The sequence below is a fragment of the Kitasatospora sp. NPDC048722 genome (assembly GCF_040650235.1).
Lineage (GTDB): Bacteria > Actinomycetota > Actinomycetes > Streptomycetales > Streptomycetaceae > Kitasatospora.
Genome location: NZ_JBEZGX010000052.1, coordinates 21,267 through 46,190, shown reverse-complemented (window position 1 = coordinate 46,190; position 24,924 = coordinate 21,267). Strand labels below are relative to the sequence as shown.

The window sequence follows — 24,924 nt, the reverse complement described above, 5'->3', positions numbered from 1 at the left end:
GGCATCACTATGGCCAGCCGCCAGGACACCGTCAAGACATCGCGCATTGACGGACGGTCCAGACCCGACCGCCCGCCGGTACTTCGCATCGACCCGTCAGCGTCGAGATCGGGGTTGCACCCGGCACCCCAGGGCCGGCCGGGCTGCTTCTGGGCACCGCGATGGGAGCGAGGCCGGTGGACGTCCTCCTCCACACGTCTGCCGGGCTCGGCTGCCTCGTGGTGGGGGCCGGGCAGCCGCCGGGGTAACCGCAGGCCGGTGGAGACGGGCAGCAGGGTGTCGAGTTCATCGGCGGTCAGCCGGCGTCCGGTCAGGCTATCCACAAAAGCTCTTCCGGTCGTGGGGCTGGCGGGACGACGGCGGGGCCCGGGTGGGCCCCGCCGTCGGTGCCGGTGCAGGTTCAGGCCGGGTACGGCAGATCCGCCTCGTGCGTATCGGCCGGGCCGATGTGCAGGGCGCCGTCCGGGCCGCCGATCCTCAGCTGCCACGGGTGCGGGCTGTCGGTCGTCACCCGGAGGCGGTCACCGGTGCGGCGCAGGTGGAAGCGCGCGGTCCCGCCGGGGCCGTCGCTGCGCGGGATCACGACGGTGCGCTCGGCTCCGTCCGCGAAGGCGTGGACCCGCAGTTCGACGCCCTCCGCCCAGGCGGACACCGGGCGCTGGTCGTCCGCCGCGAGCGGGATGACGGAGTCCGGGCGGGCGAGCAGCGGCAGGGTGTGGAAGCCGTGCTGCTCGCGCACCCAGCGGGGTCCGGTGACCTGATCGCCCGTGAGGACGTTGGTCCACGTCCCCTCGGGCACGTAGTACTCGACCGTTCCGTCCTCGGTGAAGACCGGGGCGACGAGCAGGTCGTCGCCGAGCAGGTACTGCCGGTCGAGCGTGGCGGCGGCCGGGTCGTCCGGGAACTCCAGCACCATCGCGCGCATCACCGGGACCCCGGTGGCGTGCGCCTGCTGCGCCGCGCGCTGGAGGTAGGGCGCGAGCCGGTGCTTGAGCAGGGTGAACTCGCGGGTGACCTCGACCGCCTCCTCGCCGAAGTCCCACGGCACCCGGTAGGACTTGCTGCCGTGCAGTCGGCTGTGCGAGGAGAGCAGGCCGAACTGCGTCCAGCGCTTGAAGACGGCGGGGGTGGGAGTGCCCTCGAAGCCGCCGATGTCGTGGCTCCAGAAGCCGAAACCGGACAAGCCGAGGGACAGGCCCCCGCGCAGCGACTCCGCCATGGCGTTGAAGTGGGACTCGCAGTCGCCGCCCCAGTGCACCGGGAACTGCTGACCGCCGGCGGTGGCGGAACGGGCGAACAGGAGCGCCTCGCCCTCCCCGCGCTCCTCGCGGAGCAGCTCGAACACCGCCTGGTTGTACAGGTGCGTGTAGTAGTTGTGCATCCGCTCCGGGTCGGAGCCGTCATGCCAGACCACGTCGGTGGGGATGCGCTCGCCGAAGTCCGTCTTGAAGCAGTCCACGCCGACGTCGAGCAGGGCGCGCAGCTTGCCGGTGTACCAGTCGCGGGCGGCGGGGTCGGTGAAGTCCACCAGGGCCATGCCCGGCTGCCACAGGTCCCACTGCCAGACGCTGCCGTCCGCGCGCCGCACGAGGTGTCCGTCGCGCATGCCCTCGGCGAACAGCTCCGACTTCTGCGCGATGTACGGGTTGATCCACAGGCAGATGCGCAGCCCCTGCTCCTTGAGCCTGGCGAGCATGCCCGCCGGGTCCGGGAAGGTCTCCTCGTCCCAGCGGAAGTCGCTCCACTGGTACCCGCGCATCCAGAAGCAGTCGAAGTGGAAGACGCTCAGCGGGATGCCGCGCTCGGCCATGCCACCGACGAAGCGGTTGACGGTGGCCTCGTCGTACTCGGTGGTGAAGGAGGTGGTCAGCCACAGGCCCAGCGCCCAGGCCGGGGGCAGTGCGGGCCGGCCGGTGAGCGCGGTGTAGCGCTCCAGGATCATTTTGGGGGTCGGGCCGTGGACGACGAAGTACTCCAGCGACTGGTCCTCGACGCTGAACTGGACCTGGCCGACGGACTCGGAGCCGACCTCGTAGCTGACCTTGCCGGGGTGGTTGACGAACACGCCGTAGCCGTGGTTCGTCAGGTGGAACGGGACGTTCTTGTAGGCCTGTTCGCTGCTGGTGCCGCCGTCCGCCTGCCAGACGTCCACCACCTGGCCGTTGCGGACGAACGGGGTGAACCGCTCCCCCAGGCCGTAGACCAGCTCGCCGACGCCCAGGGCGAGCTGCCCGAGCATGTGGTGGCGGCCCTCGGCGTCGGTGACGAAGCCGGTGCCGCGCTCCCCCACCGAGGTCAGGACCCGCCCGTCGGCGGTGAACTCCAGCCGCCAGGGCTCGGAGGTGTCCACCCGCAGCGTCAGCTCGCCCGCGCAGAGCTCCACGACGTCTCCGTCCCGGCGCACCTTGCCGCTGCCCCGTTCGGTACCGGGCAGCGCGAACTCAGGCCCGCGCCGCACCGAACCGGCGTGGTGGGTGGTGCGCACGCCGATCACGCCCTCGGCCGGGGACCAGCACTCGACGGTCAGCAGCGGGCTGTTGAGCGTGTCACCACGGCCGCGCACGTGTTCGACGGGCGCGTAGAGGGTCATCCGGTCCTCGCCGGTCCGGACGTCGGCGACCTCGGTGGCGTAGCGCGCGGTGACGCCCGGGCGCATCAGCCAGTAGCCGTCGGTGAACTTCATCGGGCGGTTTCCTCCGTCCGCGCGCGGTGCGCGGTGATCAGGCCCCGGTACCAGTGGTAGCTGTCCTTGGGGGTTCGGGTCAGGGTGTCGTAGTCGACGCGGACCAGGCCGAAACGCTGCTCGTAGCCGCGGGCCCACTCGAAGTTGTCCAGTAGCGACCAGACGTAGTAGCCGCGCACGTCGACTCCGGCCGCGACGGCGTCGGCGACCGCGGCGAGGTGGCCGGACAGGTAGTCGATCCGCTCCGGGTCGTGGACCAGGCCGTCGGGGGTGACGCTGTCGGCCTCGGCGGAGCCGTTCTCGGTGATCCAGAGCGGCGGGAGCTGCGGGTAGCGGGCGTCGAGGTCGCACAGCAGCTCGGTGAACGCGGACGGGACGACCGGCCACCCCATGGTGGTGAGCCGGGTGCCGTACGGGTCCGGTTCGCTGACGCCGATGTCCGTGGCGGTGCGCAGTGCCGGGTCGGCCTCGCGGTGCGGGGCGGCCGCGACGGTGACCGGCCGGTAGAAGTTGACGCCGACGAAGTCCACTGGCGTGCCGATCAGTTCGAGGTCACCGGGCCGTCGCCAGGGCCCGTCCGCGAGCCCCGGCCAGGTCTCGGCCTCGTGGGTGGGGTAGCGGCCGGCGAACAACGGCTCGGTCCAGACCTCGTTGTGCAGGACCTCGGCGCGGCGCAGGGCCGCGAGGTCCTCGGGGCGGTCAGAGGCGGGGTGGAGGCGGTCGAGGTTGAGCGTGATCCCGACCTCCCGGGCGCCCGCCGCGCGCAGCTCCCCGACCGCGAGCCCGTGGCCGACCAGCAGGTGGTGGGCGGCCGCGAGGGCCCCGCGGCCCTCCTGGGCGCCGGGGGCGTGCCGGCCCTCGGCGTAGCCGACGAAGGCGGAGCAGAACGGCTCGTTGAGGGTGATCCAGCGCTCGACGCGGTCGCCGTACCGTTCGGCGGCGACGGCGGCGTACTCGGCGAAGGCCTCGGCGGTGTCCCGCACCCGCCAGCCGCCCCGGTCTTCCAGGGCCTGGGGCAGGTCCCAGTGGTACAGGGTGGCGGCGGGCGCGATCCCGGCGGCGAGCAGTTCGTCGATCAGCCGGTCGTAGAAGTCCAGGCCCTTGGGGTTGACCGCGCCGGTGCCGCCGGGCACGAGGCGGGGCCACGCAATCGAGAACCGGTACCCGTCGACCCCGAGCCCACGGAGGAGTCCGACGTCCTCGGGGTAGCGGTGGTAGTGGTCGCAGGCGGTGTCGCCACTGGCACCGCCGAGGGTGCGGCCGGGGGTGTGGCTGAAGGTGTCCCAGATGGAGGGGCCGCGGCCGTCCTCGTCGTGGGCGCCCTCGATCTGGTAGGCGGCGGTGGCGGCGCCGAACCGGAAGCCGGGGGGCAGTTCCGGGAAGGGCACGGTGGTCATGCGGCATACCTCACGGGGTGTCTCGGTGAGCGGGCACGGCGGTCACAGCGCGGGCGCCAGCCCGCGGTCGCACAGCCAGGACAGTTGGACGGGCGGGTTGGAGCCGCAGCCGCCGGCGTGGTCGGCGAAGGGCCAGACGGTCATGGTGCGGTCCTCGCCCGCGTAGTGGTTGAAGGCTGCGTAGACCGTCCGCGGCGGGCAGACCGGGTCCATCAGACCGACGCTGAACAGGGCTGGCGCGGTGGCCCGCTGGGCGAAGTTGACGCCGTCGAAGTAGTCGAGGGTCGCGAAGGTCGGCTGAACTCGGTGCCGGCTGTGCCAGCGCAGGTAGTTGACGAGTTCCTGGTACGGCCCGTCCAGCGAGGTCTGCGCGCCCTCCCGGTAGTGGCACAGGAACGGCACGTCCGGCATCACCGCGGCCACCCGGTCCCCGGTGAGCCCTGCGACGGCGAGGGCCAGGCCGCCGCCCTGGCTGCCGCCGGCCACGACGATCCGGCCGGCGTCGAGACCGGGCAGTTCCGAGACGGCGTCCACGGCGCGCACGCAGTCCGTCATCAGCCGCCGGTAGTAGTAGTTCTCCCGCGAGTCGATGCCACGGGTCATGAAACCCCCGGCCCACTGGGTCCCGTCGCCCGTGGTCGGGTCCGGGGTGTCGTGGCCCTGTCCCCGGCTGTCCACGACGAGCTGGGCGTAGCCGGCGGCGGACCAGAAGAGGTGCTCGGTGGGCAGCCCTCGGCCGCCGGTGTAGCCGATGTAGGTGACGACGACCGGCAGCGGGCCCGCCACGCCGCGCGGGCGCAGCAGCCAGGCGGCCACCGGTTCGCCGTTCCAGCCGGGGAACCGTACGTCGTCGACCTCGACGGTGCGCAGTCCGTGCTGCGCGGTGACGCGTTCGACCTTGACCGCCCCGCCGTGCGAGCGGGCTTCGGCGAGGGTGCGCTGCCAGAACGCGTCGAAGTCCTGCGGGGCGGTCGACTCGGGCTGGTAGTCGCCGAGTTCGTCGGCTCCGAAGTCGGTGATCGGCACGGGGGATTCCTCCGGGTGCGGCGAGTTCGAGGTCAGGTGGTGTGCTGTGAGCAGCGACATGCGGGCCGCCTCCGGGCGGTTGGTGGCCACGGGTCGGCTCGTACGGGGCGGGCGGGACCGCCCGGCCGGTGAGCCGGGCCGGAACGGATGGCGGTCCGCCTGCCACGGGCGGACCGCCGGTGCGCGGGGCTGCTGTCCTCAGTCGGCCGCGCCGAGGCGGAAGGCGGTGAGCCGGAAGTCGCCGTGCAGGGTCAGGGCCAGGTCGTGCACGCCGTCGAGCGCGGCGGCGAGGTCGGCGGTGACCGTCGTCCACGCGTAGCGGTCTCCGGTGACGGGCACGTCGATCTCGGCCAGCACCTGCCCGCCGGCCCGGACCTCCAGCCGGGCGGCGCCGTTCGCGCCGTCCGCGCGGGCGGTCTCGGCCTCGATCCGGGCGGCCCCCGTCACGTCGCAGGCGCGGAACAGGAGCGTCGCGGGCCGCCCGGGGTCGGCGGGGGTGACGGCGTCGCCGTCGGCGCGGGTGGCGTCGACGATGGTGACGTCCGTGTGGTCGTCGAAGTCGACGGCCCGGACCGACCGTTCGACGACGGCGCGGGGGGCGGGCGCCGCCCCGGTCACGGTGAGCGGCGTGACGAGGACCTCGTCCTCGGCCGACCTCGCCACCACGACCTCGTAGTCGCCGGGGTCGACGGCGAAGGCGCCCGTGGCGACGTCCCAGTGGGCGAACCGCTCGGCCGGCAGCCGGAACACCAGCTCGCGGTTCTCCCCCGGCTCCAGGCGGACCTTGCGGAAGTCGGCGAGGCGCAGCCGGGGGGCCTCGTAGCGGGCGTCCAGGGCCCGGACGTAGACCTGGACGACGTCGCTGCCGGAGCGCAGGCCGCGGTTCTCCAGGGTGATCGTGAGGTCGACCGCGCCGTCCTGGCCGATCGACGGCTGCGACAGGCGCGGATCGCGGTAGGCGATGTCGGTGTAGGACAGCCCGTGGCCGAAGGGGTGGAGGGTGGCACCCCGGTGGTACTGGTAGGTCCAGCCGGCCTTGATGATGTCGTAGTCGAGCGGGGCGGGCAGCGGGTCGTCGCCGCGGTACCAGGTCTGCGGCAGGCGGCCGGCGGGCTCGGCCTCGCCGAGCAGCACGGCGGCCAGCGCGTGTCCTGTCTCCTGCCCGCCGTGGGAGGTCCACACCACGGCGGGCAGGTGCTCGTCGGCCCAGTCGAGGGCGTAGGGGTAGCTGCTCATCACGACCAGGGCGGTGTCCGGGCGGACGGCCGCGACGGCGCGCAGGAGTGCTCCCTGTCCCTCGGGCAGGTCGATGTCCGCACGGTCCTCCGTCTCGCGGCCGTTGATCATCGGATGGTTGCCGAGGACGACCACGGCGGCATCCGCCGTCGCGGCGGCCGCCCGTGCCTCGGCGGCGCCGTCGCGCACCAGTTCGCGCTGCCAGTGCTCCGCGTCCTCGGCGCTCTCGGCGGTCACGCTCACCCGGCCGTCGAGCGGGTCGACGGCCGCGTAGCGCCCGGTGAACACCGAGCGGAGCAGCACGGCCCCGGGGCCGGCCGGTTCGAGCTCGAATGTCTCCTTGACGAACCAGCTCTTGATGACGTCCTGGTCGGCGGCCAGGGCACCGTCGTCCTGGAGGCTCAGGTAGCGGCCGGTGTCGGCGGCGCGCAGGGTCGAGGCGCCGCCGCCCCAGTCGGTCACGTCGAAGGCGGTCTTGCCGAGCAGTTCGCCCGTGGTGCGCGAGCGCAGGGCGATCCGGTCGCAGCCCTCCACCGGGACGACCTCACCGTCGTGGGCGGCGAGGGCCGCGGCCAGTCCGGTGGCGATGCCCACCTGGTACGGCATGGTGCCGCTGTACCAGTCCTCGAAGAGGGGGTCGGCGAGCGGGCCGATGACGGCGATGCGCGGTGTGCGGGCCGGATCGAGCGGCAGCAGGCCGTCGTTCTTGAGCAGCACGGTCGACTCGGTCACCGCCTTCCGGGCCAGGGCGCGGTGCTCGGGGCTGTCGATCACCTCGGGGACGGTGCCGGCATACGGGTCCAGCTCGGGGTCGAACTCGCCGAGGCGCAAGCGCAGTTCCAGCTGACGCCGGACGGCGCGGTTCACGTCGGACTCGTCGATCAGGCCGCGCTCCAGTGCTTCGCGCAGTCGGCCGATCGGGGTCTCGCTGTCCTCGCCGTGGTCCGTGAAGCTGTCGATGCCGGCCTTGAGCGCGGCGGCGTGGGATTCGGCGTGGTCGTCGAAGTAGTGCTCCGGGTCGACCAGGTTGGACGGGGCCTCGGCGTCGCTGACGACGAACAGCTCGTGTCCGGTCGGCCGGGCCCAGCGGCGCAGCTCCTCCTCGATCAGCGGACTGACGTGGCAGGGGCGGCCGTTGACCAGGTTGTAGGCGGCCATGGCACCGGTCGCGGCGCCGGAGGCGACGACGGGGCGGAACGCGGCGAGGTCGTACTCCTGGAGTACGCGGGGACGCAGTCCGGAGGAGGTGGTGCAGCGGTCGTCCTCGTTGTTGTAGGCGAGGAAGTGCTTGAGCACCGGGGCGGTCCGCAGGTACGTCGGGTGGTCGCCGGAGAGGCCGCGGCAGAACGCCTCGCCGACCCGCGCGGTGTGTACCGGATCCTCGGAGTAGCCCTCTTCGTTGCGCCCCCAGCGCGGGTCCCGCAGCAGGTTCAGCACCGGGGCCCAGACCTGCAGGGAGTTGGCCCCGTGCTCGGGGGCGCCGTTCGCGGGCGGGCGGTGGTGGTGGAAGGCCCGCAGTTCGGTCGAGACCGCCTCGCCGACCGCGCGCACCAGGTCCTCGTCCCAGCTGGCGCCGAGGCCTACGGCCTGCGGGAACACCGTCGCCACGCCGAGCCAGGAGACACCGTGGAGACCCTCGCTGCCGGTGCGGAAGGCGGCGACGCCCAGGTGTGGGACGGCCGGCACGTACTGGTGCAGCATCGCGAGCCGCTCGTCCGGCGTGAGCCGGTGGAGCAGGTCGTCGACACGCTTGCGCAGGGGAAGCGTGGGATTGCGGAAGTCGGGCAGGCCGACTGCGGACGCGGGCACGGAACTCACTGGAATACCCCTCGGCGGGCTGGGCTCGGTGGTCACAAGTCGAAGCGCTTCGACGCTGGCACGGTCTGGATGGCCTGTCAACTCCCCATGCAGCAAACGATTTTGCATTTGTTCAGCCTCTTGCTGAATCAGTAACGCGTCGTTAGTCTCGCCGAAACATCCAAGCGCTTCGACGCTTCGAGGCTTCGACGGAGGGCCGCTCGCCATGAGATCCGGGATGAATCGCAGAAGCTTCCTGAGTACCACTGCGACGATCGCGGGAGCCGCCGCGATGGCGCCCCTGTTGTCCGCCTGCGGCGGCGACCCGAGCAAGAAGGCCGGCGCGAACACCAAGGAGGGCCTGAAGGCGGCCCTGCCGACCTACGCACCGAACGCCGGCGCGGTCAAGCCGGACATAGCCCCCGTCCAGGGCGGATCCGACGCCGCGACCGACCCCGCCTACCTCTCCTACCCGGCCTCCCCACCCACCAGCGTCTCCGGCGTTCCGGGCAAGGGCGGCAGCTACACGGCGGTCACCCCGATGTGGGGCACCAACCCACCGGTCGGCAACTCCTTCTACCAGGCGCTGAACAAGGCGCTCGGGGTCGACCTGACCGTCAAACCGACGGACGGGATCAACTACAGCACCATCATCCCGACGATGACCGCCGCCAAGAAGCTGCCGGACTGGATCAACCTGCCGGCCTGGTTGAACTCCAACTTCAACACCGGCGCACTGGTCGGCACCCAGCTCGCGGACCTGACGCCGTACCTGTCCGGCGACAACGTCAAGAAGTACCCCAACCTGGCAGCCCTGCCCACCGGTGCCTGGCAGAGCGGGGTCTGGGGCGACAAGCTGTACGGGATCCCCTGCTTCTCCACCAGCTTCGGCATCCCGGGCGCCACCTTCTTCCGCCGGGACGTCCTCGAGGCCCGGGGCATCACGGCCGATCAGGTGAAGTCCGCCGACGACCTGATGACCATCGGCAAGGAACTCACCGACGCCAAGCGGGGCGTGTGGGCCTTCGACGACGTGTGGACCTACCTCCAGTTCTCCTGGAACGTTCCCATGAACTGGCGGATCGACAACGGCAAGCTGGTCCACCCCTTCGAGACCCAGGAGTTCCTGGAGGCCCTCGACTGGCACAACCGCCTGGCCACCGCGGGCTACATGCACCCGGACACACTCGCCGGTGACGTCTCCAACGGGGCCACCCGCTTCTACAGCGGCAAGGTGCTCGTCGCGGGTGGTGGACTGGGCGCCTGGAACCTCTCCGACCACCAGTCCGGCATCGCCGCGGACCCGAATTACCGGCGCGGGGCGTTCAACGCCATCACCGCCGACGGGAAAGGCACGCCGGTGGTCTACATGGGCGCCGCCGCCAGCATGATCAGCTACCTCAACTCCAATCTGAAGCCGGCGCAGATCGAGGAACTGCTCGCCGTCGCGAACTACCTCGCCGCCCCCTACGGCACGGCCGAGTACACCATGGTCAACTTCGGGGTCGAAGGCGTCCACCACACCCGGGTGAACGGCGTGCCGACCTTCACGGACGAGGGCAAGAAGGACGTCCAGCCGACGACCTACCCGTTCCTGGCCGCTTCCGCCTCCGTGATCAGCAACCCGGGCGGCGAGCAGATCACCAGGGACTACGCGGGCTGGTCGGCCGCCAACGTCAAGTACCTCTCCAAGCCGCCCTTCTGGGGCATGAACCTCAGCATGCCGCAGTCCCTCGCCGCGGCCGCGGCCGCGGCGAGCGTCAACGACACCATCAAGGACTGCTACCACGGCAAGAAGAAGGTCTCCGAGGTGCAGGACGCCATCGCCAGCTGGCGCTCCGGCCCCGGGGAGCGGCTCAAGCAGTGGATGACCGACAACGTCCTCGACAAGTACGGCACCGGCCGGTGAGCACCGAGGCGCAGAAGGGTCCGGCCGGCCCCGCGCGGATCACCTGGCGGACCAGGTTGCGGCGCGACAGGTCGCTCCTGCTGATGACGGTGCCCGCGGTCGTCCTGCTCCTGGTGTTCAACTACGTCCCGCTGTTCGGCATCGTCACCGCCTTCCAGGAGTACGACCCGCTGGTCGGGGTCTGGCACAGCGAATGGGTGGGCTTCGACCAGTTCCACCAGCTGTTCGGTGACCCGGCGTTCTGGGCCTCGATGAAGAACACCCTGTACCTGAGCTTCGTCCAGCTGATCCTGTTCTTCCCGGTTCCGATCGCGCTGGCCCTGCTGCTCGACTCGGTGGTGAGCGAGCGGATCCGCAACTTCTTCCAGTCCGTGGTCTACCTGCCGCACTTCTTCTCGTGGGTGCTGGCCGTCACGATCTTCCAGCAGATGCTGGGCGGCGCCGGTGTGCTCAACCAGTTCCTGCGCCAGCACGACATCGGCACCTGGGACATCATGACCAACCCGCGCACCTTCGCGCTGCTGGTCACCTCCCAGGCGGTCTGGAAGGAGGCGGGCTGGGGGATCATCGTCTTCCTCGCGGCGCTGAGCGCGATCAACAGCGAGCTCTACGAGGCCGCGGCCGCCGACGGTGCCGGGCGGTTGCGGCGGATGTGGCACATCACGCTTCCGGGCCTGCGCGGGGTGATCGTACTGATGCTGGTCCTGCGGCTCGGCAACGCCCTGTCCGTCGGGTTCGAGCAGTTCCTGGTCCAGCGCGACGCCGTCGGCCACGAGGCCGCGGACGTCCTGGACACCTTCTCCTTCTACTACGGCATCGCCAGCGGCGGCTACAGCTACGGCGCGGCGGCCGGGCTCTTCAAGAGCGTGGTCTCCCTCCTGCTCATCTGGGGTGCCAACCGGCTGGCGCACGCCTTCGGCGAGGACGGGCTGTACCGCAAATGACCAACGCACTCACCATCGGCTCCCGGCGGGAGAAGCGCCGCCACGTCGCGGCGTCCGCCCGGCGCCGAGCACGTTCCACCCGCCCGCCGTGGGAGGAACCGCCCACCGCAGTCGGCCAGACCACCAAGGGGCTCACGCTCGGCGGGACGCTCGCAGTCATCCTGGTCCCGCTCTGGATCATCGTCCTGACCAGCTTCTCCACCCCGGGCGCCATCAACCGGGCCGGCGGCCTGGTGATCTGGCCGGACGGCCTGACCACCGAGACGTACCGCCAGATGCTCGGCGACCCGACGGTCGTCACCGCGCTGGGGGTGAGCCTGGGCATCACCGTGGTCGGCACCGCGCTGTCCATGGCCGTCTCCATCCTCTGTGCCTACGGCCTCTCCCGGCCGCGTTCCCTCGGGCACCGCTTCGTCCTGTTGCTGCTGATCGTCACCATGTTCATCAGCGGTGGCCTGATCCCGAGCTTCCTGGTCGTCACCGGCCTCGGCGGCTACGGCCAGTGGTGGGCGCTGATCCTGCCGAGCGCGGTCTCCGTCTTCAACATCCTGGTGCTGCGGGCCTTCTACCAGGAGACCTCATCCGAACTGATCGACGCGGCCCGGATGGACGGCGCCGGGGACTGGCGGATCCTGTGGTCAGTCGTGCTGCCCACCTCACGCGCCGTCACCGCCGTCACCGCGCTGTTCTACGCCGTCGGGTACTGGAACTCCTTCTTCAACGTCATGCTCTACATGCCGACGGACAGTCAGAAATGGCCGCTGCAGTACGTGTTGCTCACCTACGTCAACCGGGCGAACGGCCTACCCGGTTCGGTCAACTCGGGCTTCGGGAACGCCACTGCGCAGACCGCTCCGCTGTCGCTGCAGATGGCCGTCGTGGTCCTCACCCTGGTACCACTGGTGATCGTGTACCCGTTCGTGCAGAAGCACCTGCGCACCGGTGTCCTCACCGGCGCGATCAAGGGCTGAGCCGTCCGTGCCGGGCCCGACGGGCCCCGCGGACCGGGAGCGGTCCCGCCCCGGGCCTCCCCGACGCACGACCGGGACCGCTCCGCACCGGAACCGACACGAAGGAAGCAGAACGATGGTGACACTCGCCGATGTGGCCAGGCACGCCGGCGTCTCGTCCAGCACGGTCAGCTACGCCCTCAGCGGCAAGCGCCCGATCTCGGACGGGACCAGGATCCGGATCGAACGGGCCATCACGGACCTCGGCTACCACCCCAATGCGGGTGCCCGGGCCCTGGCCGGCAAGCGCTCGCACATCATCGCCCTGGTGGTGCCGCTCCACCCCGAGGTGCACGTGCCCACCATGATGGAGATCGCCATCGCCGTCACCGTGGCGGCCCGCGAACACGGCTACGACGTCCTGCTGCTCACCAACGACGAGGGACCCGAAGGCGTCCGCCGGGTCGCCGCCACCGGACTCGCCGACGGGGTCATCCTCATGGACGTCCGACTGGACGACGACCGCATCCCGGTCCTGCGGGCCGAGGAGATCCCGGCCGCGCTCATCGGCCTGCCCGACGACCCGGCCGGGCTCTCCTGCGTCGACCACGACTTCGCCACCGCCGGCGCCCTGTGCGCCGACCACCTGGCCGACCTCGGCCACCGCGACGTCGCCTTCATCGGCTACAGCAGCGGCGTCTACCGGCGGCACGCCGGCTACGCCGAGCGCACCCTGAACGGCTTCCGCTCCCGCGCCGAACGGCGCGGCCTGCGCTTCCTCCACCGGCCCTGCGAGGGCACCTACGAGAGCACCGCGGGCACCCTGGCCCGCATCCTCGCGGACCGCCCGGACACCACCGGGTTCGTCGTGCAGAACGAGGCCGCGATCGGCCCGCTGCTCAGCCTGCTGCGTGCCAGCGGGCGGACCGTGCCGGAGGACGCCTCCGTCATCGCCGTCTGCCCGGACGCACTCGCCGAGCAGCACTCGCCCCGGCTCACCTCCGTGACCAGCCCCAAGAAGGACCTCGGGGCGGTCGCCGTCGAACAGGTCATGGCGAGGATCGCCGCGAGCGCGGCCGGCGCCGCCCCGGAGGACCAACTCCTCCTGATGCCACCGGAACTGGTGGTCCGCGAGAGCACCGCACCGGCTCCTTAACGCAGTTGACCCCACGTGCAGAAGGACGGTTCCCAGATGGACATCCGCCGGCTCACCGATCGCCTCGGCGGCCTCGCCTTCGGCGGGGACTACAACCCCGAGCAGTGGGACGCCCAGGTGTGGAAGGAGGACGACGAGCTGATGCGCCGCGCGCGCGTCAACCTCGCCACCGTCGGCGTCTTCTCCTGGGCCCTGATGGAGCCCGAGGAGGGCCGCTACGACTTCGGCTGGCTCGACGGCCACCTCGACCGGCTGCACGCGGCCGGCGTCGCCGTCGACCTGGCCACCCCCACCGCCTCCCCGCCGCCGTGGTTCAGCCTGGCGCACCCGGACGCCCTGCCCGTCGGCCCCGACGGCACCCGGCTGACCCACGGCAGCCGGGACACCTACTGCGTCGCCGCCCCCGCCTACCGCCAGGCCGCCCGCCGCATCGCCGGTGCACTCGCCGAGCGCTACGGCGACCACCCGGCCCTCGCCCTGTGGCACGTGCACAACGAGTACGTCTCCCTCTGCCACTGCGACCACGCCGCCGCCGCCTTCCGGGTCTGGCTGCGCGCCCGCCACGGCTCCCTCGACGCCCTCAACGAGGCCTGGGGGACGGCCTTCTGGAGCCAGCGCTACACCTCCTGGGAGCAGATCCTGCCGCCCCGCAAGAGCCAGTGGCACCGCAACCCGGGCCAGGCCCTGGACTACAACCGCTTCTGGTCCGACGAGACCCTCGCCGCCTACCGCGAACAACGCGACGCGATCCGCGCCCACAGCGACCGGCCGGTGACGACGAACCTCATGCTGCCGGGCTACCAGAACCTCGACCTCTGGGCGTTCGGGCGCGAGGTCGACCTGGTCTCCGTCAACCACTACCCCGCCGCGCCCGGCGTCGACGCCGCCGCCCACGCCGCCTTCGACGCCGACCGGGCCCGTTCCTTCGCCGCCGGCGCCCCCTGGCTGCTGATGGAATCGGGCACCAACACCGTCTACGTCGGCGACCGCGTCCTCGCCAAGGAGCCGGGCGACATCCTGCGCCACTCGCTCGCCCACATCGCCCGCGGCTCGGAGGGCGCTCTGTTCTTCCAGTGGCGCCAGTCCCGGGCCGGCGCCGAAACGTGGCACTCGTCGATGGTCCCGCACGCCGGGCCGGACAGCCGGACCTTCCGCGAGGTCACGGCGGCCGGCGAGGCCGTCGCCCGGCTCGGCGAGCTCGCCGGCTCCACCGTCCGGGCCGAGGTCGCCGTGCTGCACGACTCCGACAGCTGGTGGGCGATGAAGGTCGACGGACTCCCGTCCACCGAGCTCGACTACCTCCCCCCGCTGCGCCGCGCCCACCGGGCACTGTGGGACGCCGGGCCGACGGTCGACTTCGCCCATCCCGAGCACGACCTGAGCCGCTACCGGCTCGTCCTCGCGCCGGCCCTGTTCCTGCTCACCGACGCGGGCGCCGAGAACCTGCGCCGCTACGTCGCCGACGGCGGCACCCTGCTCGTCCAGTACTTCGGCGGCATCGTCGACGAGCGCCTGCACGCCCGGCTCGGCGGCTACCCGGCCGCACCGCTGCGCGAGGCGCTGGGCATCCGGGTCGAGGAGCACCGCCCGCTTCGGCAGGACGAGGAGATCGTGCTCTCCGACGGCTCGACGGCCACGTCCTGGAGCGAATCCCTGCGCACCGAGGGCGCCGAGGCGCTCGCGGCCTACACCCACGGGATGCTCGCCGACAGCCCGGCGCTCACCCGGCACCACTTCGGTGATGGCCGCGGCTGGTACCTCTCGACGCGGCTCGACGACTCCGGCTACGCCGCCCTGGTGGAGCGGCTGCTCGCGGAGGCCGGCGTCACCCCGGACCCGCCCGGCCTGCCGACCGGCGTCGAAGTCGTCACCCGCCACGCACCGGACGGCCGGAGCTGGCACCTGCTGCTCAACCACCGCTCCGAAGCCGTACCGCTCCCGCGGCAGGCCCATGACCTGCTCACCGACGCCACCCTGGGCCAGTTGCCTCCCGGCGGCTGCGCGGTCCTGCGCGCGATGTGAACGCTCTCAACGCGTTGTGGGCGCTCCCGAACTCATTGTGAGCGTTCCCAATGCCTCCCCCGCACGCCCGAGGAAGGCCACCATGACCGACCCGCACGAGACGATCCGCTGGGGCCACAGCGCCCTGGAGCTGGAGATCGCCCTGGGCGAGCACGGCACTCCCCGTCTGGTTCGCGTCGGCGCCCCCGGCGAGAAGACCACCATCCCGCGCCCCGGCGCACCGCTGCCGCTGGTGGAGGTGACCACCGCCGGCCTCGGCCGCTACTGGTCGGGCCGGCACCTCGTCGACAGCGCCCTCGGCGGACGGCTGCGCCACCGCTCCCACCGCGCGACCCGGGACGGCGACTGGCACGTGCTCACCGTCGAACTCCACGAGCCGGAGACCGGGCTGGCCGCCGAGGTGGTCTACCGCCTTCCGGACGGCCTGCCGGTGCTGCGCAGCGAGGTGCTCCTGCGCAACGAAGGGACGCGGACACTGCACCTCGAGTCGGTCGGCTCGCTCGTGGCGGGCTGCCTCACCGGGGCCGACCCGGTGGCTCTGGACAACGCCGACCTGCTGTGGGCGGAGAACGAGTGGTTCGCCGAATGTCGCTGGCACCGCCAGCCGCTGCGCGTGTCCTCACCCGAACGGAGCGGCCGCTTCCACACCACCTCCGGCCGCAGCACCCGCGTCGTGGCCGGGCAGGGCGTGTGGTCCAGTTGCGGGCACCTGCCGATGGGCGGCCTGACGGACCGCGAGTCCGGACGCACCTGGCTGTGGCAGATCGAGCACAACGGCGGCGGCTGGCGCTGGGAGTGCGGTGTGCGCGATGACACCGCCTACGCGGCGCTGTACGGCCCGGACGACGCCGACCACGGCTGGCGCCATCCGCTGGAGCCGGGTGCCGAGTTCCGCACCGTGCCCGTGGCGCTCGCACTGACCACGGACGGCGGCCCCGACGACGCCTTCGCCGCTCTCACCCGCTACCGCCGCGCCACCCGCCGGCCGCACCGCGACCACGAGCGGCTGCCGGTCATCTTCAACGACTACATGAACTGCCTGATGGGCGATCCGACCACGGCCAAGCTGCTGCCACTGGTCGACGCCGCCGCCGAGGCCGGCGCGGAGTACTTCGTCATCGACGCCGGCTGGTACGACGACGGCGACAACTGGTGGAGCTCCGTCGGGGCCTGGGAGCCATCGGTCTCCCGCTTCCCCGGGCCGAAGGGCATCCACGAAGTCCTGGACCGAATCCGGGAGCGGGGCATGGTCCCGGGCCTGTGGCTGGAGCCGGAGGCGGTCGGGGTGAACAGCCCGGTGGCCTGCTCCCTTCCGGCGGAGGCGTTCTTCCGGCGCGACGGACACCGCGTGGAGGAGGGCGGGGGCCGGTACCACCTGGACCTGCGCCACCCGGCCGCCCGCGCCCACCTGGACCGGGTGGTGGAGCGCCTGGTCGGCGGATGGGGCGTCGGCTACCTCAAGCTCGACCACAACACCGACCCGGGCTCCGGTACCAGCAGCCACCCGGGAGAGGTTCCGGCAGCCGGGCTGCTCGGCCACAACCGGGCCCAACTCGACTGGCTCGACGGGGTCCTGGACCGGTACCCGGACCTGGTGATCGAGAACTGCGCCTCCGGCGGCATGCGCATGGACCACGCCCTGCTCTCCCGGCTCCAGCTGCAGTCCACCAGCGACCAGCAGGACCTGCTGCGCTACGCGCCGATCGCGGCAGCCGCCCCCACCGCGGTCACGCCCGAGCAAGGCGCCGTCTGGGCCTACCCGCTGCCGGAGGACTCCCTCGACGAGGTCGCCCTCACCATGGCCAATGCGCTCCTCGGCCGCATCCACCTCTCCGGCCGGATCACAGAACTCTCCGCGGTAGCACGGGGGTTGGTCCACGAAGCGGTCACCGTCCACAAGTCGATCCGCGCCGACCTGCCGAAGGCGCTGCCCGCCTGGCCGCTCGGGCTCCCGGGCTGGGAGGACCCGTGGGTCGCCCTGGCACTGCACACGCCCGCCACCACCTACGTCACCGTCTGGCGCCGCTCCGGCGAGGACGGCATCAGGGATCTCGACCTGCCCCACCTGGCCGGCGGCGATGTCCGCGTCGAGGTGCTCTACCCGGCTGCCAGCCAAGCCTCCGCAGTCTGGCACCCGGATACCGCGGAGCTCACCCTGACCCTACCGACGACCCCCTCCGCCGTCCTGCTGCGCCTCACCAAGGAGCCGTCCGAGAGGAGTTGACGATGCGCCTCGCGACTGCGCGCGCCCCACCGCGCCGGTCCGCATCCCCAACGGAACACGCTTCGCGTCCGGGCCCGATCCCTTGCAGCCGCACCGGGCCCTAGCCGTCCAGAACGCGGGAGTTCGATCCCCCACCCGAACACCACGCACCCCCACCCCTGGAGGGACGCAATGTCATCACCCGTCCAGTCTTGTCGTGAACGCGTCATCGCAGCCGCGGCGGCCCTGTCGCTCGCGCTCACCGGCGCCATCGCCGCCGTCGCACCGCCCGCAGCCGCCGCGAACTCCGTGTCCGTGTCGGTCGACGCGGCCCTGCAGCTCGCTGCCGTCCCCGACACCGGCGTCGGCGTCAACATCCCGGTCTACGACGTCAACATGAACGCCGCCGCCACCCCCGGCCTGCTCGGCACGGCCGGCTTCAACGCCGTCCGCTACCCCGGCGGCAGCCACTCCGACGTCTACCACTGGCAGACCGGCACCGCCGAGGGCGGCGCGTACGTCGCCCCCAACACCGGCTTCGACGCCTTCATGGGCACCGTCCGCGCCGCCGGAGCGCAGCCGATCATCACCGCCAACTACGGCTCCGGCACCCCCCAGGAGGCCGCCGCCTGGGTCCAGTACGCCAACGTCACCAAGCGCTACGGCGTCAAGTACTGGGAGATCGGCAACGAGGTCTACGGCAACGGGGAGTACAGCAACGGCAGCGGCTGGGAGTACGACACCCACAGCAGCAAGAGCGCCACGACCTACGCGAACAACCTGCTCCAGTACATCGCGGCGATGAAGGCGGCCGACCCGAGCATCAAGATCGGCGCCGTGCTGACCACCCCCGGCTACTGGCCGGACGGAATCGTCGGCCCGGGCGACACCATGGACTGGAACCACACCGTCCTGTCGATCGCCGGCTCGAAGATCGACTTCGCCGTCGTGCACGCCTACCCCACCAGCACCAGCCCGGCCGACCTGCTCACCAAGCCGCAGGCCCAGAACCCGAACATCGCCGGCGCCGTGCGCTCACTGATCGACCAGTACGCCGGATCCAACGCCGCCGACGTCGGCATCGCGGTGACCGAGGCGAACGCCCAGGCCTACCTCGACACCTCCCCCAACGGACTGTTCGCCCCGGACGACTACCTCACCTGGCTGGAGAACGGCGCGTTCAACGTGGACTGGTGGGACCTGCGCAACGGCACCGACTGCACGAAGGTGACCACCGTCGAGGGCGCCACCGACTACGACGACGGCGGCATGGTCTCCAGCGGCTCCCCTTGCGAGCCGGCCGTCAACACGCCCTTCCCCGCCTACTACGGCATCCAGATGATCAGCAGGCTGGGCGCGCCCGGGGACACCCTGGTCAAGGCCGCCAGCTCGTCCACGCTGCTCACCGCGCACGCCGTCCGCCGCGCCAACGGCGACGTCGACGTCATGCTGATCAACAAAGACCCGGACAACGACGCCACGGTGAACCTCTCCTACACCGGGTTCACCCCGTCCTCCGCCACCCCGACCGTCCACTCCTACCTCAAGAACGCCCACGGGATCGGCACCGCGCAGTCCGGCAGCCCGACCACCCAGACCGTGCCCGCCTACGGCATCACGGTCGTCCAGATGCACCCGACCAGCGCGGCCTGCCGGGTCGTCTACAACAAGAACGAGTGGCAGGGCGTGATGGTCGGCTCCGTCACCGTCGTCAACAACGGCCTCGGCCAGGTCAACGGCTGGTCCCTCGGCTTCACCTTCCCCGGCGACAACGGCATCACCAACAGCTGGAACGCCTCGGTGTCGCAGAACGGCCCGCGCGTCAACGCCGGGAACGTGTCCTACAACGCCGCCGTCCCGCAGGGCGGCAGCGTCCAGTGGGGCTTCAAGGCCACCTGGTCCAGCAGCGACGCCAACCCCTCCGCCTTCTGGTTCAACGGCGCCTCCTGCGCGATCGGCTGAACCCGACGAGCCGGTGGTGCCCCGGGTTCCCCAGGGCCCGGGGCACCACCACCCCGACATGGACCTCCGAAAGGAACCGACCACGTGTCAGACCAGCCCCAGCCGACCGGCACCCTCCCCAACCCGGTGATCCCCGGATTCCACCCGGACCCGAGCGTCTGCCGCGTGGGCGACGACTACTACCTCGTCTGCTCCAGCTTCGAGTACTTCCCCGGCATCCCCGTCTTCCACAGCCGCGACCTGTTCAACTGGACCCAGATCGGCAACGCCCTGGACCGGCCGAGCCAGCTGCGCCTGCCGCGCGAGTCCCCGTCCTCCGGTGGGATCTACGCCCCGACGCTGCGCCACCACGACGGCCGCTTCTGGCTGATCGTCACCAACGTCAGCGACAGCGGCAACATGCTCCTCACCGCCACCGACCCGGCCGGCCCCTGGTCCGACCCGGTCCCGCTGCCCGGGGTCCCCGGGATCGACCCGGACCTCGCCTGGGACGAGGACGGCACCTGCTGGTGCACCGTCGCCGGCGTCTCCCAGGTCCGCATCGACCCGACGACCGGCGAGACCCTCGGCGAGCCGCAGCGGATCTGGTCCGGCGCGCCCGGCGCCATGGCCCCCGAGGCGCCGCACCTGTACCGGATCGGCGAGTACTGGTACCTGCTGATCGCCGAGGGCGGCACCGAGCGCGGCCACGCCGTCTCCATCGCCCGCGCCGCCTCGCCCTCCGGCCCCTTCGAGCCGTGTCCGGCCAACCCGGTGCTGACCCACCGCGGCATCCACAGTCCCATCCAGAACACCGGGCACGCCGACCTCGTCCAGGCGCCCGACGGCTCCTGGTGGATGGTGCTGCTCGCCGTCCGACCGCGCGGCGGCACCCCCGCCTGGTACGTGCTCGGCCGGGAGACCTTCCTCGCGCCGGTCGAGTGGGTGGACGGCTGGCCGGTGGTCGGCGCGGTCACCCCCGAACTGCCCACCCCGGCCTGGCCGCTGCACCCCGTGCCCGCCGTTCCGGCCCGGGACGACTTCGACCAGGCCGAGCTGCACCCCCAGTGGATCTCGGTGCGCCGGCGCGCCGAGCACCTGTGCACCACGAAGGAGCGCTCCGGCTGGCTCACCCTGCGTGCCGCGGGCGCCTCCCTGGACGAGAACGACGTGGTGTTCGTCGGCCGGCGCCAGCAGCACCTCGGCTGCCGGGCCCGCACCCTGATCGACCCCGCCGGGGGCCGCGGCGGCCTCGCCGTCCGCATGGACGAGGACCACCACTACGAGATCGAGGCGGCCGACGGCGAGGTGAAGGTCTTCGCCCGGATCGGCTCGCTGCGCACCGAGGTCGCCACCCGTCCGGTGCCCGCCGGATCCGTGGTACTCGGTGTCGACGTCGTCCCGCGGCCGACGCGCGGCCCGCGCACCGGCCCCGACGACATCGTCCTCGGCGTCGAGGAGCCCGACGGCACCTTCACCGCGCTCGCCGCGATCGACGGGCGCTACCTCTCCACCGAGGTGGCCGGCGGCTTCACCGGCCGGGTCATCGGCATGTACGCCGCCGAAGGCACCGTCCACTTCGACCGGTTCGACTACGAGCCCCTCCCGCTCCCCTGACCATCCGTCATGGCACCCCACCCGTTCACCCGAAGGGACATCCCGTGAACAACGCCCCGCAGGCCGTACGCCCCCACAACCGCCGCCTCCACCGCACGGCCGGACTCGTGGTGGCCATGGTCACCACCGGCGCCCTCTGCGGCGGCACGGCGATCGCCGCCCCCGCCGACAAGGCCCCGTCCGCGGCCGAGGCCGCCGGGCTCAGGGTCCCCGACAACCCGATGGCCGCCGTGGCGCAGATGCAGCCCAGCTGGAACCTCGGCAACACCCTCGACGCCCTCCCCGACGAGACGTCCTGGGGCAACCCGCTCACCACCAAGGCCACCTTCGACGGCCTCAAGGCCCAGGGCTTCCGCAGCGTCCGGATCCCGGTCAGCTGGTACCCGCACCAGTCCGCCACCGCCCCGTACACCATCGACCCGGTGTGGATGAAGCGGGTCAAGCAGGTGGTCGACCTCGCCCTGGCGGACGGCCTCTACGTCGAGATCAACGTCCACCACGACTCGTGGCAGTGGATCAAGTACATGTCCACCGACCACGACAACATCACGGCCCGGTTCAGCTCCACCTGGCAGCAGATCGCCACCACCTTCAAGGACGAGCCGCGCACGCTGCTCATGGAGAGCGTCAACGAACCGCAGTTCGCCGACGCCACCGACGCCCAGAAGACCCAGTACCTGCGGGAACTCAACACCACGTTCCACAGCATCGTGCGCAACTCCGGTGGCAAGAACAAGGACCGCCTGCTCGTCCTTCCCACGGAGGAGACCAACAACGCCCAGCGCTGGCTGGACGACCTGTCCACCACGATGAGCTCGCTGAACGACCGCGACTTGGTCGCCACCGTGCACTACTACAGCTGGTACCCGTTCAGCGTGAACATCGCGAACGACCCGACGTACGACGCCAAGGCCCAGTCGGACCTGACCGACGGCTTCGCCCGCGTGCACGACACCTTCGTCGCCAAGGGCATCCCCGTCTACCTCGGCGAGTACGGCCTGCTCACCTCGCCCTACTCCGGCGTGGTCGAGCGCGGCGAGATGCTCAAGTACTTCGAGCACGTCAACTACGAGGCGCGGCACAACGGCATGACCTCCGCCGTCTGGGACGCCGCCAACGACTTCCTGAACCGTTCCACCATGCAGTGGATGGTCCCCGAGATGAAGGACCTGATCCAGAGCTCCTGGCGGACCCGCTCGGGCACCGCCTCCACCGACAACGTCTTCCTGCCGAAGTCCGGCCCCATCGCCGCGCAGACCATCACGCTCAACCGCAACGGCTCCTGGTTCGCAGGCCTCTGGCAGGGCGGCCGCCCGCTGATCCCCTTCCTCGACTACACCCTCGACGGCGACAAGCTCACCCTGACCGCCGACGCCCTCACCCGGTTGGCCGGGGACCGCGCCGCCGGGATCAACGCCACCCTCGAAGTCCGGTACTCCGACGGCGTCCCGTGGAAGCTCTTCGTGCGCTCCTACGACAAGCCGACCATGGCCAACGCCACCGGGACGCTCGACGGGCTCACCATCCCCACCCGGTTCAACGGCGCCCTGATGGCCAACGTGCAGTCCACCTACGCCGACGGCACCGCCGCCGGCCCGGCCAACTGGACCACCTACCAGTCGTTCGACAACCTCCGTGCCGACTACAGCACCGGCACCACCACCCTCAAGCCCGACTACGTCAAGTCCCTCAAGGACGGCGCCCCGGCGACGTTCACCTTCCGCTTCTGGACCGGTGACACCGTCACCTACACCGTCACCAAGTCTGGCAACACCGTGACCGGCACCGTCTCCTGACCGCTGTTCCTCCCCGCCCCGGCTGCCTCCCCCGGCAGCCGGGGCTCCCACACGTCCCGAGGTGCACCCGTGTTCCCGCTGCCCCCGCGCGTCCTGTTCGGCGCCGCCTACTACCACGAGTACCAGCCGTACCCGCGGCTCAAGGAAGACCTCGACCTGATGGCCGAGGCGAAGTTCACCGTCATCCGGGTCGGCGAGTCCGTCTGGTCCACCTGGGAGCCCGAGAACGGCCGCTTCGACCTCGACTGGCCGACCCCCGTCCTCGACGGCGCCCACGAGCGCGGCATCGCGGTCGTCCTCGGCACCCCCACCTACGCCGTGCCGCCGTGGCTGGCCCGCCAGTACCCGGAGATCGTCACCGAGCAGGCCACCGGCCGACCGACGGGGTGGGGCGCCCGCCAGGAGGCCGACTTCTCCCACCCCGCCTTCCGCCACCACGCCGAACGCGTCACCCGGGCGATCCTCGACCGCCACGCCGCGCACCCGGCCGTCATCGGCTTCCAGGCCGACAACGAGCCCGGCCTGCGCCTGCCGCACAACCACGGCGTCTTCCAGCGCTTCGTCGACCACCTGCGCCACACCTACGGCGACGTGGAGACGCTCAACCGGGAGTGGGGCCTGGTCTACTGGTCGCACCGGCTCTCCACCTGGGCCGACCTGTGGCGGCCCGACGGCAACCAGCAGCCGCAGTACGACGTCGCCTGGCGGGCGTTCCAGGCCCGCCAGACCACCGAGTTCATCGCCTGGCAGGCCGGGATCACCCGCGAGTACGCCCGCCCCGGCCAGTTCGTCACCACCTGCCTCGCCTACAACCACCCCGCGATGGAGGACGACGAGATCACCGACGCCCTGGACGTCACCGCGGGGAACCCGTACTACGACATGCAGGACGCCCTCGCGCTGCCCGACGCCACCCCCGACGACCACGAGCAGTGGTGGAAGACCACCGGCGTGTGGGCGCTGTACCAGAGCGCCGACCGGATCTTCTCCTCCCGCCAGGAGCCGTTCCTCGTCACCGAGACCAACGCCCAGGCCATCAGCGGCACCTCGGAGAACCGGCCGGCCTTCGACGGCCAGTGGCGGCAGGCCGCCTGGGCGCTCGTCTCGCGCGGCGCCCGGATGATCGAGTACTGGCACTGGCACACCCTGCACTTCGGCACCGAGACGTACTGGGGCGGGATCCTCCCCCACAGCGGAAAGCCCGGCCGGGTGTACGCCGAACTCGCCCGCCTCGGAGCCGAGTTCGAGACCGCCGGGCCGCTGGTCGCCGGGATCGAGCCGGACGCCGACATCGCGATGGTCTACTCGATGCCCAGCAAGTGGCTGATGCAGAAGTACCCGCCGCTGGCGAAGCCGAACGGCGATCCGGACCCGGCCTCCTACCACCGCATCTTCGACCCCTTCTACCGCGGCGCCTTCGACGCCGGCCGGCAGGTGCGGATCCTGCACGTCCGCCGGCTCCACGACGCCCGGGGCGAGCGCGACGGCCTGGCACCCGACGAGGCCGCCCGGCACCACCCCGTGCTCGTCGTCCCCGGGCTCTACCTCGCCGAGGACTCCCTGCTCGACTGGCTCGCGGCCTACGCCGCAGCCGGCGGCCACCTCGTCCTCGGCCCCCGCACCGGCTACGCCGACCACGAGGCCCGCGCCCGCCACGAGACCGCCCCGCCGCGCCTCACCGCCGCCGCGGGCGCCTGGTACGACGAGTTCGGCAACCTGAGCGCGGACCTCCCGCTGCGCGCCGTGCCCGGCAGCCCGCTGGAGCTGCCGTCCGGCGCCACCGCGACCCGCTGGGTGGAGGGCCTCACGACCACCGACGCCACGGTGCTGGCCGGCTACGAGCACCCCCACTTCGGGCGCTGGCCCGCCGTCACCACCCGCCGCCACGGCGAGGGCCGGGTGACCTGCGTCGGCACCGTGCCCGGACGCGACCTCGCCCGGGAGCTCGCCGCATGGCTTGCTCCCGTTCCCGTGAGCGGCTGGCACGACCTGCCGGCCTCCGTCACCGCGACGACCGGCACCGCCCCGGACGGACGCCGGGTCCACGTGGTCCACAACTGGAGCTGGCAGCCCGCCGACGTCCGGGTACCCGCGGATCTGACCGACGTCCTCGACGGGACCGCGGTGACGGCCGGGGCGTCGGTGCCCCTGGGCGCCTGGGACGTGCGGGTGTTCGTGGCCCACTGAGAACGGGGCGGTGGGCTCCGCCGAGCCCACCGCCCCGTTCTCCACCCGGCCGGGTGCTCC

The 24,924-nt window shown here is 71.8% G+C and carries 14 protein-coding genes; 10 read left to right on the top strand and 4 right to left on the bottom strand.

Features of this window, described 5'->3' with window-relative positions; all coding sequences use genetic code 11:
• Window positions 1-400: 400 nt before the first annotated feature.
• The 4 genes from yicI to AB0C76_RS31120 form a co-directional block, all read right to left on the bottom strand.
• Window positions 401-2,683 (bottom strand): alpha-xylosidase, encoded by a 2,283-nt coding sequence (gene yicI, locus AB0C76_RS31135; protein WP_359971992.1) that lies wholly within the window; start codon window positions 2,681-2,683, stop codon window positions 401-403.
• Window positions 2,680-4,080 carry a GH1 family beta-glucosidase gene (locus AB0C76_RS31130; protein ID WP_359971990.1) on the bottom strand — a complete coding sequence of 467 codons (1,401 nt, stop codon included), beginning with the start codon at window positions 4,078-4,080 and terminating at the stop codon, window positions 2,680-2,682. The genes yicI and AB0C76_RS31130 overlap by 4 nt, the downstream gene beginning before the upstream one ends.
• 42 nt (window positions 4,081-4,122) lie before the next feature.
• A complete protein-coding gene (locus AB0C76_RS31125) occupies window positions 4,123-5,196 on the bottom strand; it encodes an acetylxylan esterase (protein WP_359971988.1) in 1,074 nt (357 codons plus the stop codon).
• 108 nt (window positions 5,197-5,304) lie between these two features.
• A complete protein-coding gene (locus AB0C76_RS31120; RefSeq protein ID WP_359971986.1) occupies window positions 5,305-8,151 on the bottom strand; it encodes a glycoside hydrolase family 3 C-terminal domain-containing protein in 2,847 nt (948 codons plus the stop codon).
• A gap of 280 nt (window positions 8,152-8,431) precedes the next feature.
• Here AB0C76_RS31120 and AB0C76_RS31115 point away from each other — a divergent pair, with 280 nt between their 5' ends.
• The 10 genes from AB0C76_RS31115 (at window position 8,432) to AB0C76_RS31070 (ending at window position 24,864) form a co-directional block, all read left to right on the top strand.
• Complete coding sequence (locus AB0C76_RS31115; protein ID WP_359971984.1) at window positions 8,432-10,048, top strand: Tat pathway signal sequence domain protein; 1,617 nt, start codon at window positions 8,432-8,434, stop codon at window positions 10,046-10,048.
• Complete coding sequence (locus AB0C76_RS31110) at window positions 10,045-10,992, top strand: ABC transporter permease subunit (RefSeq protein ID WP_359971982.1); 948 nt, start codon at window positions 10,045-10,047, stop codon at window positions 10,990-10,992. The genes AB0C76_RS31115 and AB0C76_RS31110 overlap by 4 nt, the downstream gene beginning before the upstream one ends.
• Window positions 10,989-11,963 (top strand): carbohydrate ABC transporter permease, encoded by a 975-nt coding sequence (locus AB0C76_RS31105; RefSeq protein WP_359971980.1) that lies wholly within the window; start codon window positions 10,989-10,991, stop codon window positions 11,961-11,963. The genes AB0C76_RS31110 and AB0C76_RS31105 overlap by 4 nt, the downstream gene beginning before the upstream one ends.
• Before the next feature lie 115 nt (window positions 11,964-12,078).
• Window positions 12,079-13,098 (top strand): LacI family DNA-binding transcriptional regulator, encoded by a 1,020-nt coding sequence (locus AB0C76_RS31100; protein ID WP_359971978.1) that lies wholly within the window; start codon window positions 12,079-12,081, stop codon window positions 13,096-13,098.
• 36 nt (window positions 13,099-13,134) lie between these two features.
• Complete coding sequence (locus AB0C76_RS31095; protein WP_359971977.1) at window positions 13,135-15,120, top strand: beta-galactosidase; 1,986 nt, start codon at window positions 13,135-13,137, stop codon at window positions 15,118-15,120.
• Window positions 15,121-15,202: 82 nt separating this feature from the next.
• The gene (locus tag AB0C76_RS31090) at window positions 15,203-17,344 is read left to right on the top strand and encodes a glycoside hydrolase family 36 protein (protein ID WP_359971975.1); all 2,142 of its coding nucleotides are present in this window, start codon (window positions 15,203-15,205) and stop codon (window positions 17,342-17,344) included.
• A 171-nt stretch (window positions 17,345-17,515) separates the two neighbouring features.
• Window positions 17,516-19,285, top strand: coding sequence for a cellulose binding domain-containing protein (locus AB0C76_RS31085; protein WP_359971973.1), 1,770 nt, complete (start codon window positions 17,516-17,518; stop codon window positions 19,283-19,285).
• An 84-nt stretch (window positions 19,286-19,369) separates the two neighbouring features.
• Window positions 19,370-20,881, top strand: a complete 1,512-nt coding sequence (locus AB0C76_RS31080) for a glycoside hydrolase family 43 protein (RefSeq protein ID WP_359971971.1) — start codon at window positions 19,370-19,372, stop codon at window positions 20,879-20,881.
• Window positions 20,882-20,925: 44 nt separating this feature from the next.
• A complete protein-coding gene (locus AB0C76_RS31075; RefSeq protein ID WP_359971969.1) occupies window positions 20,926-22,677 on the top strand; it encodes a cellulase family glycosylhydrolase in 1,752 nt (583 codons plus the stop codon).
• Window positions 22,678-22,746: 69 nt separating this feature from the next.
• Window positions 22,747-24,864 carry a beta-galactosidase gene (locus AB0C76_RS31070; protein WP_359971967.1) on the top strand — a complete coding sequence of 706 codons (2,118 nt, stop codon included), beginning with the start codon at window positions 22,747-22,749 and terminating at the stop codon, window positions 24,862-24,864.
• Window positions 24,865-24,924: the final 60 nt, after the last annotated feature.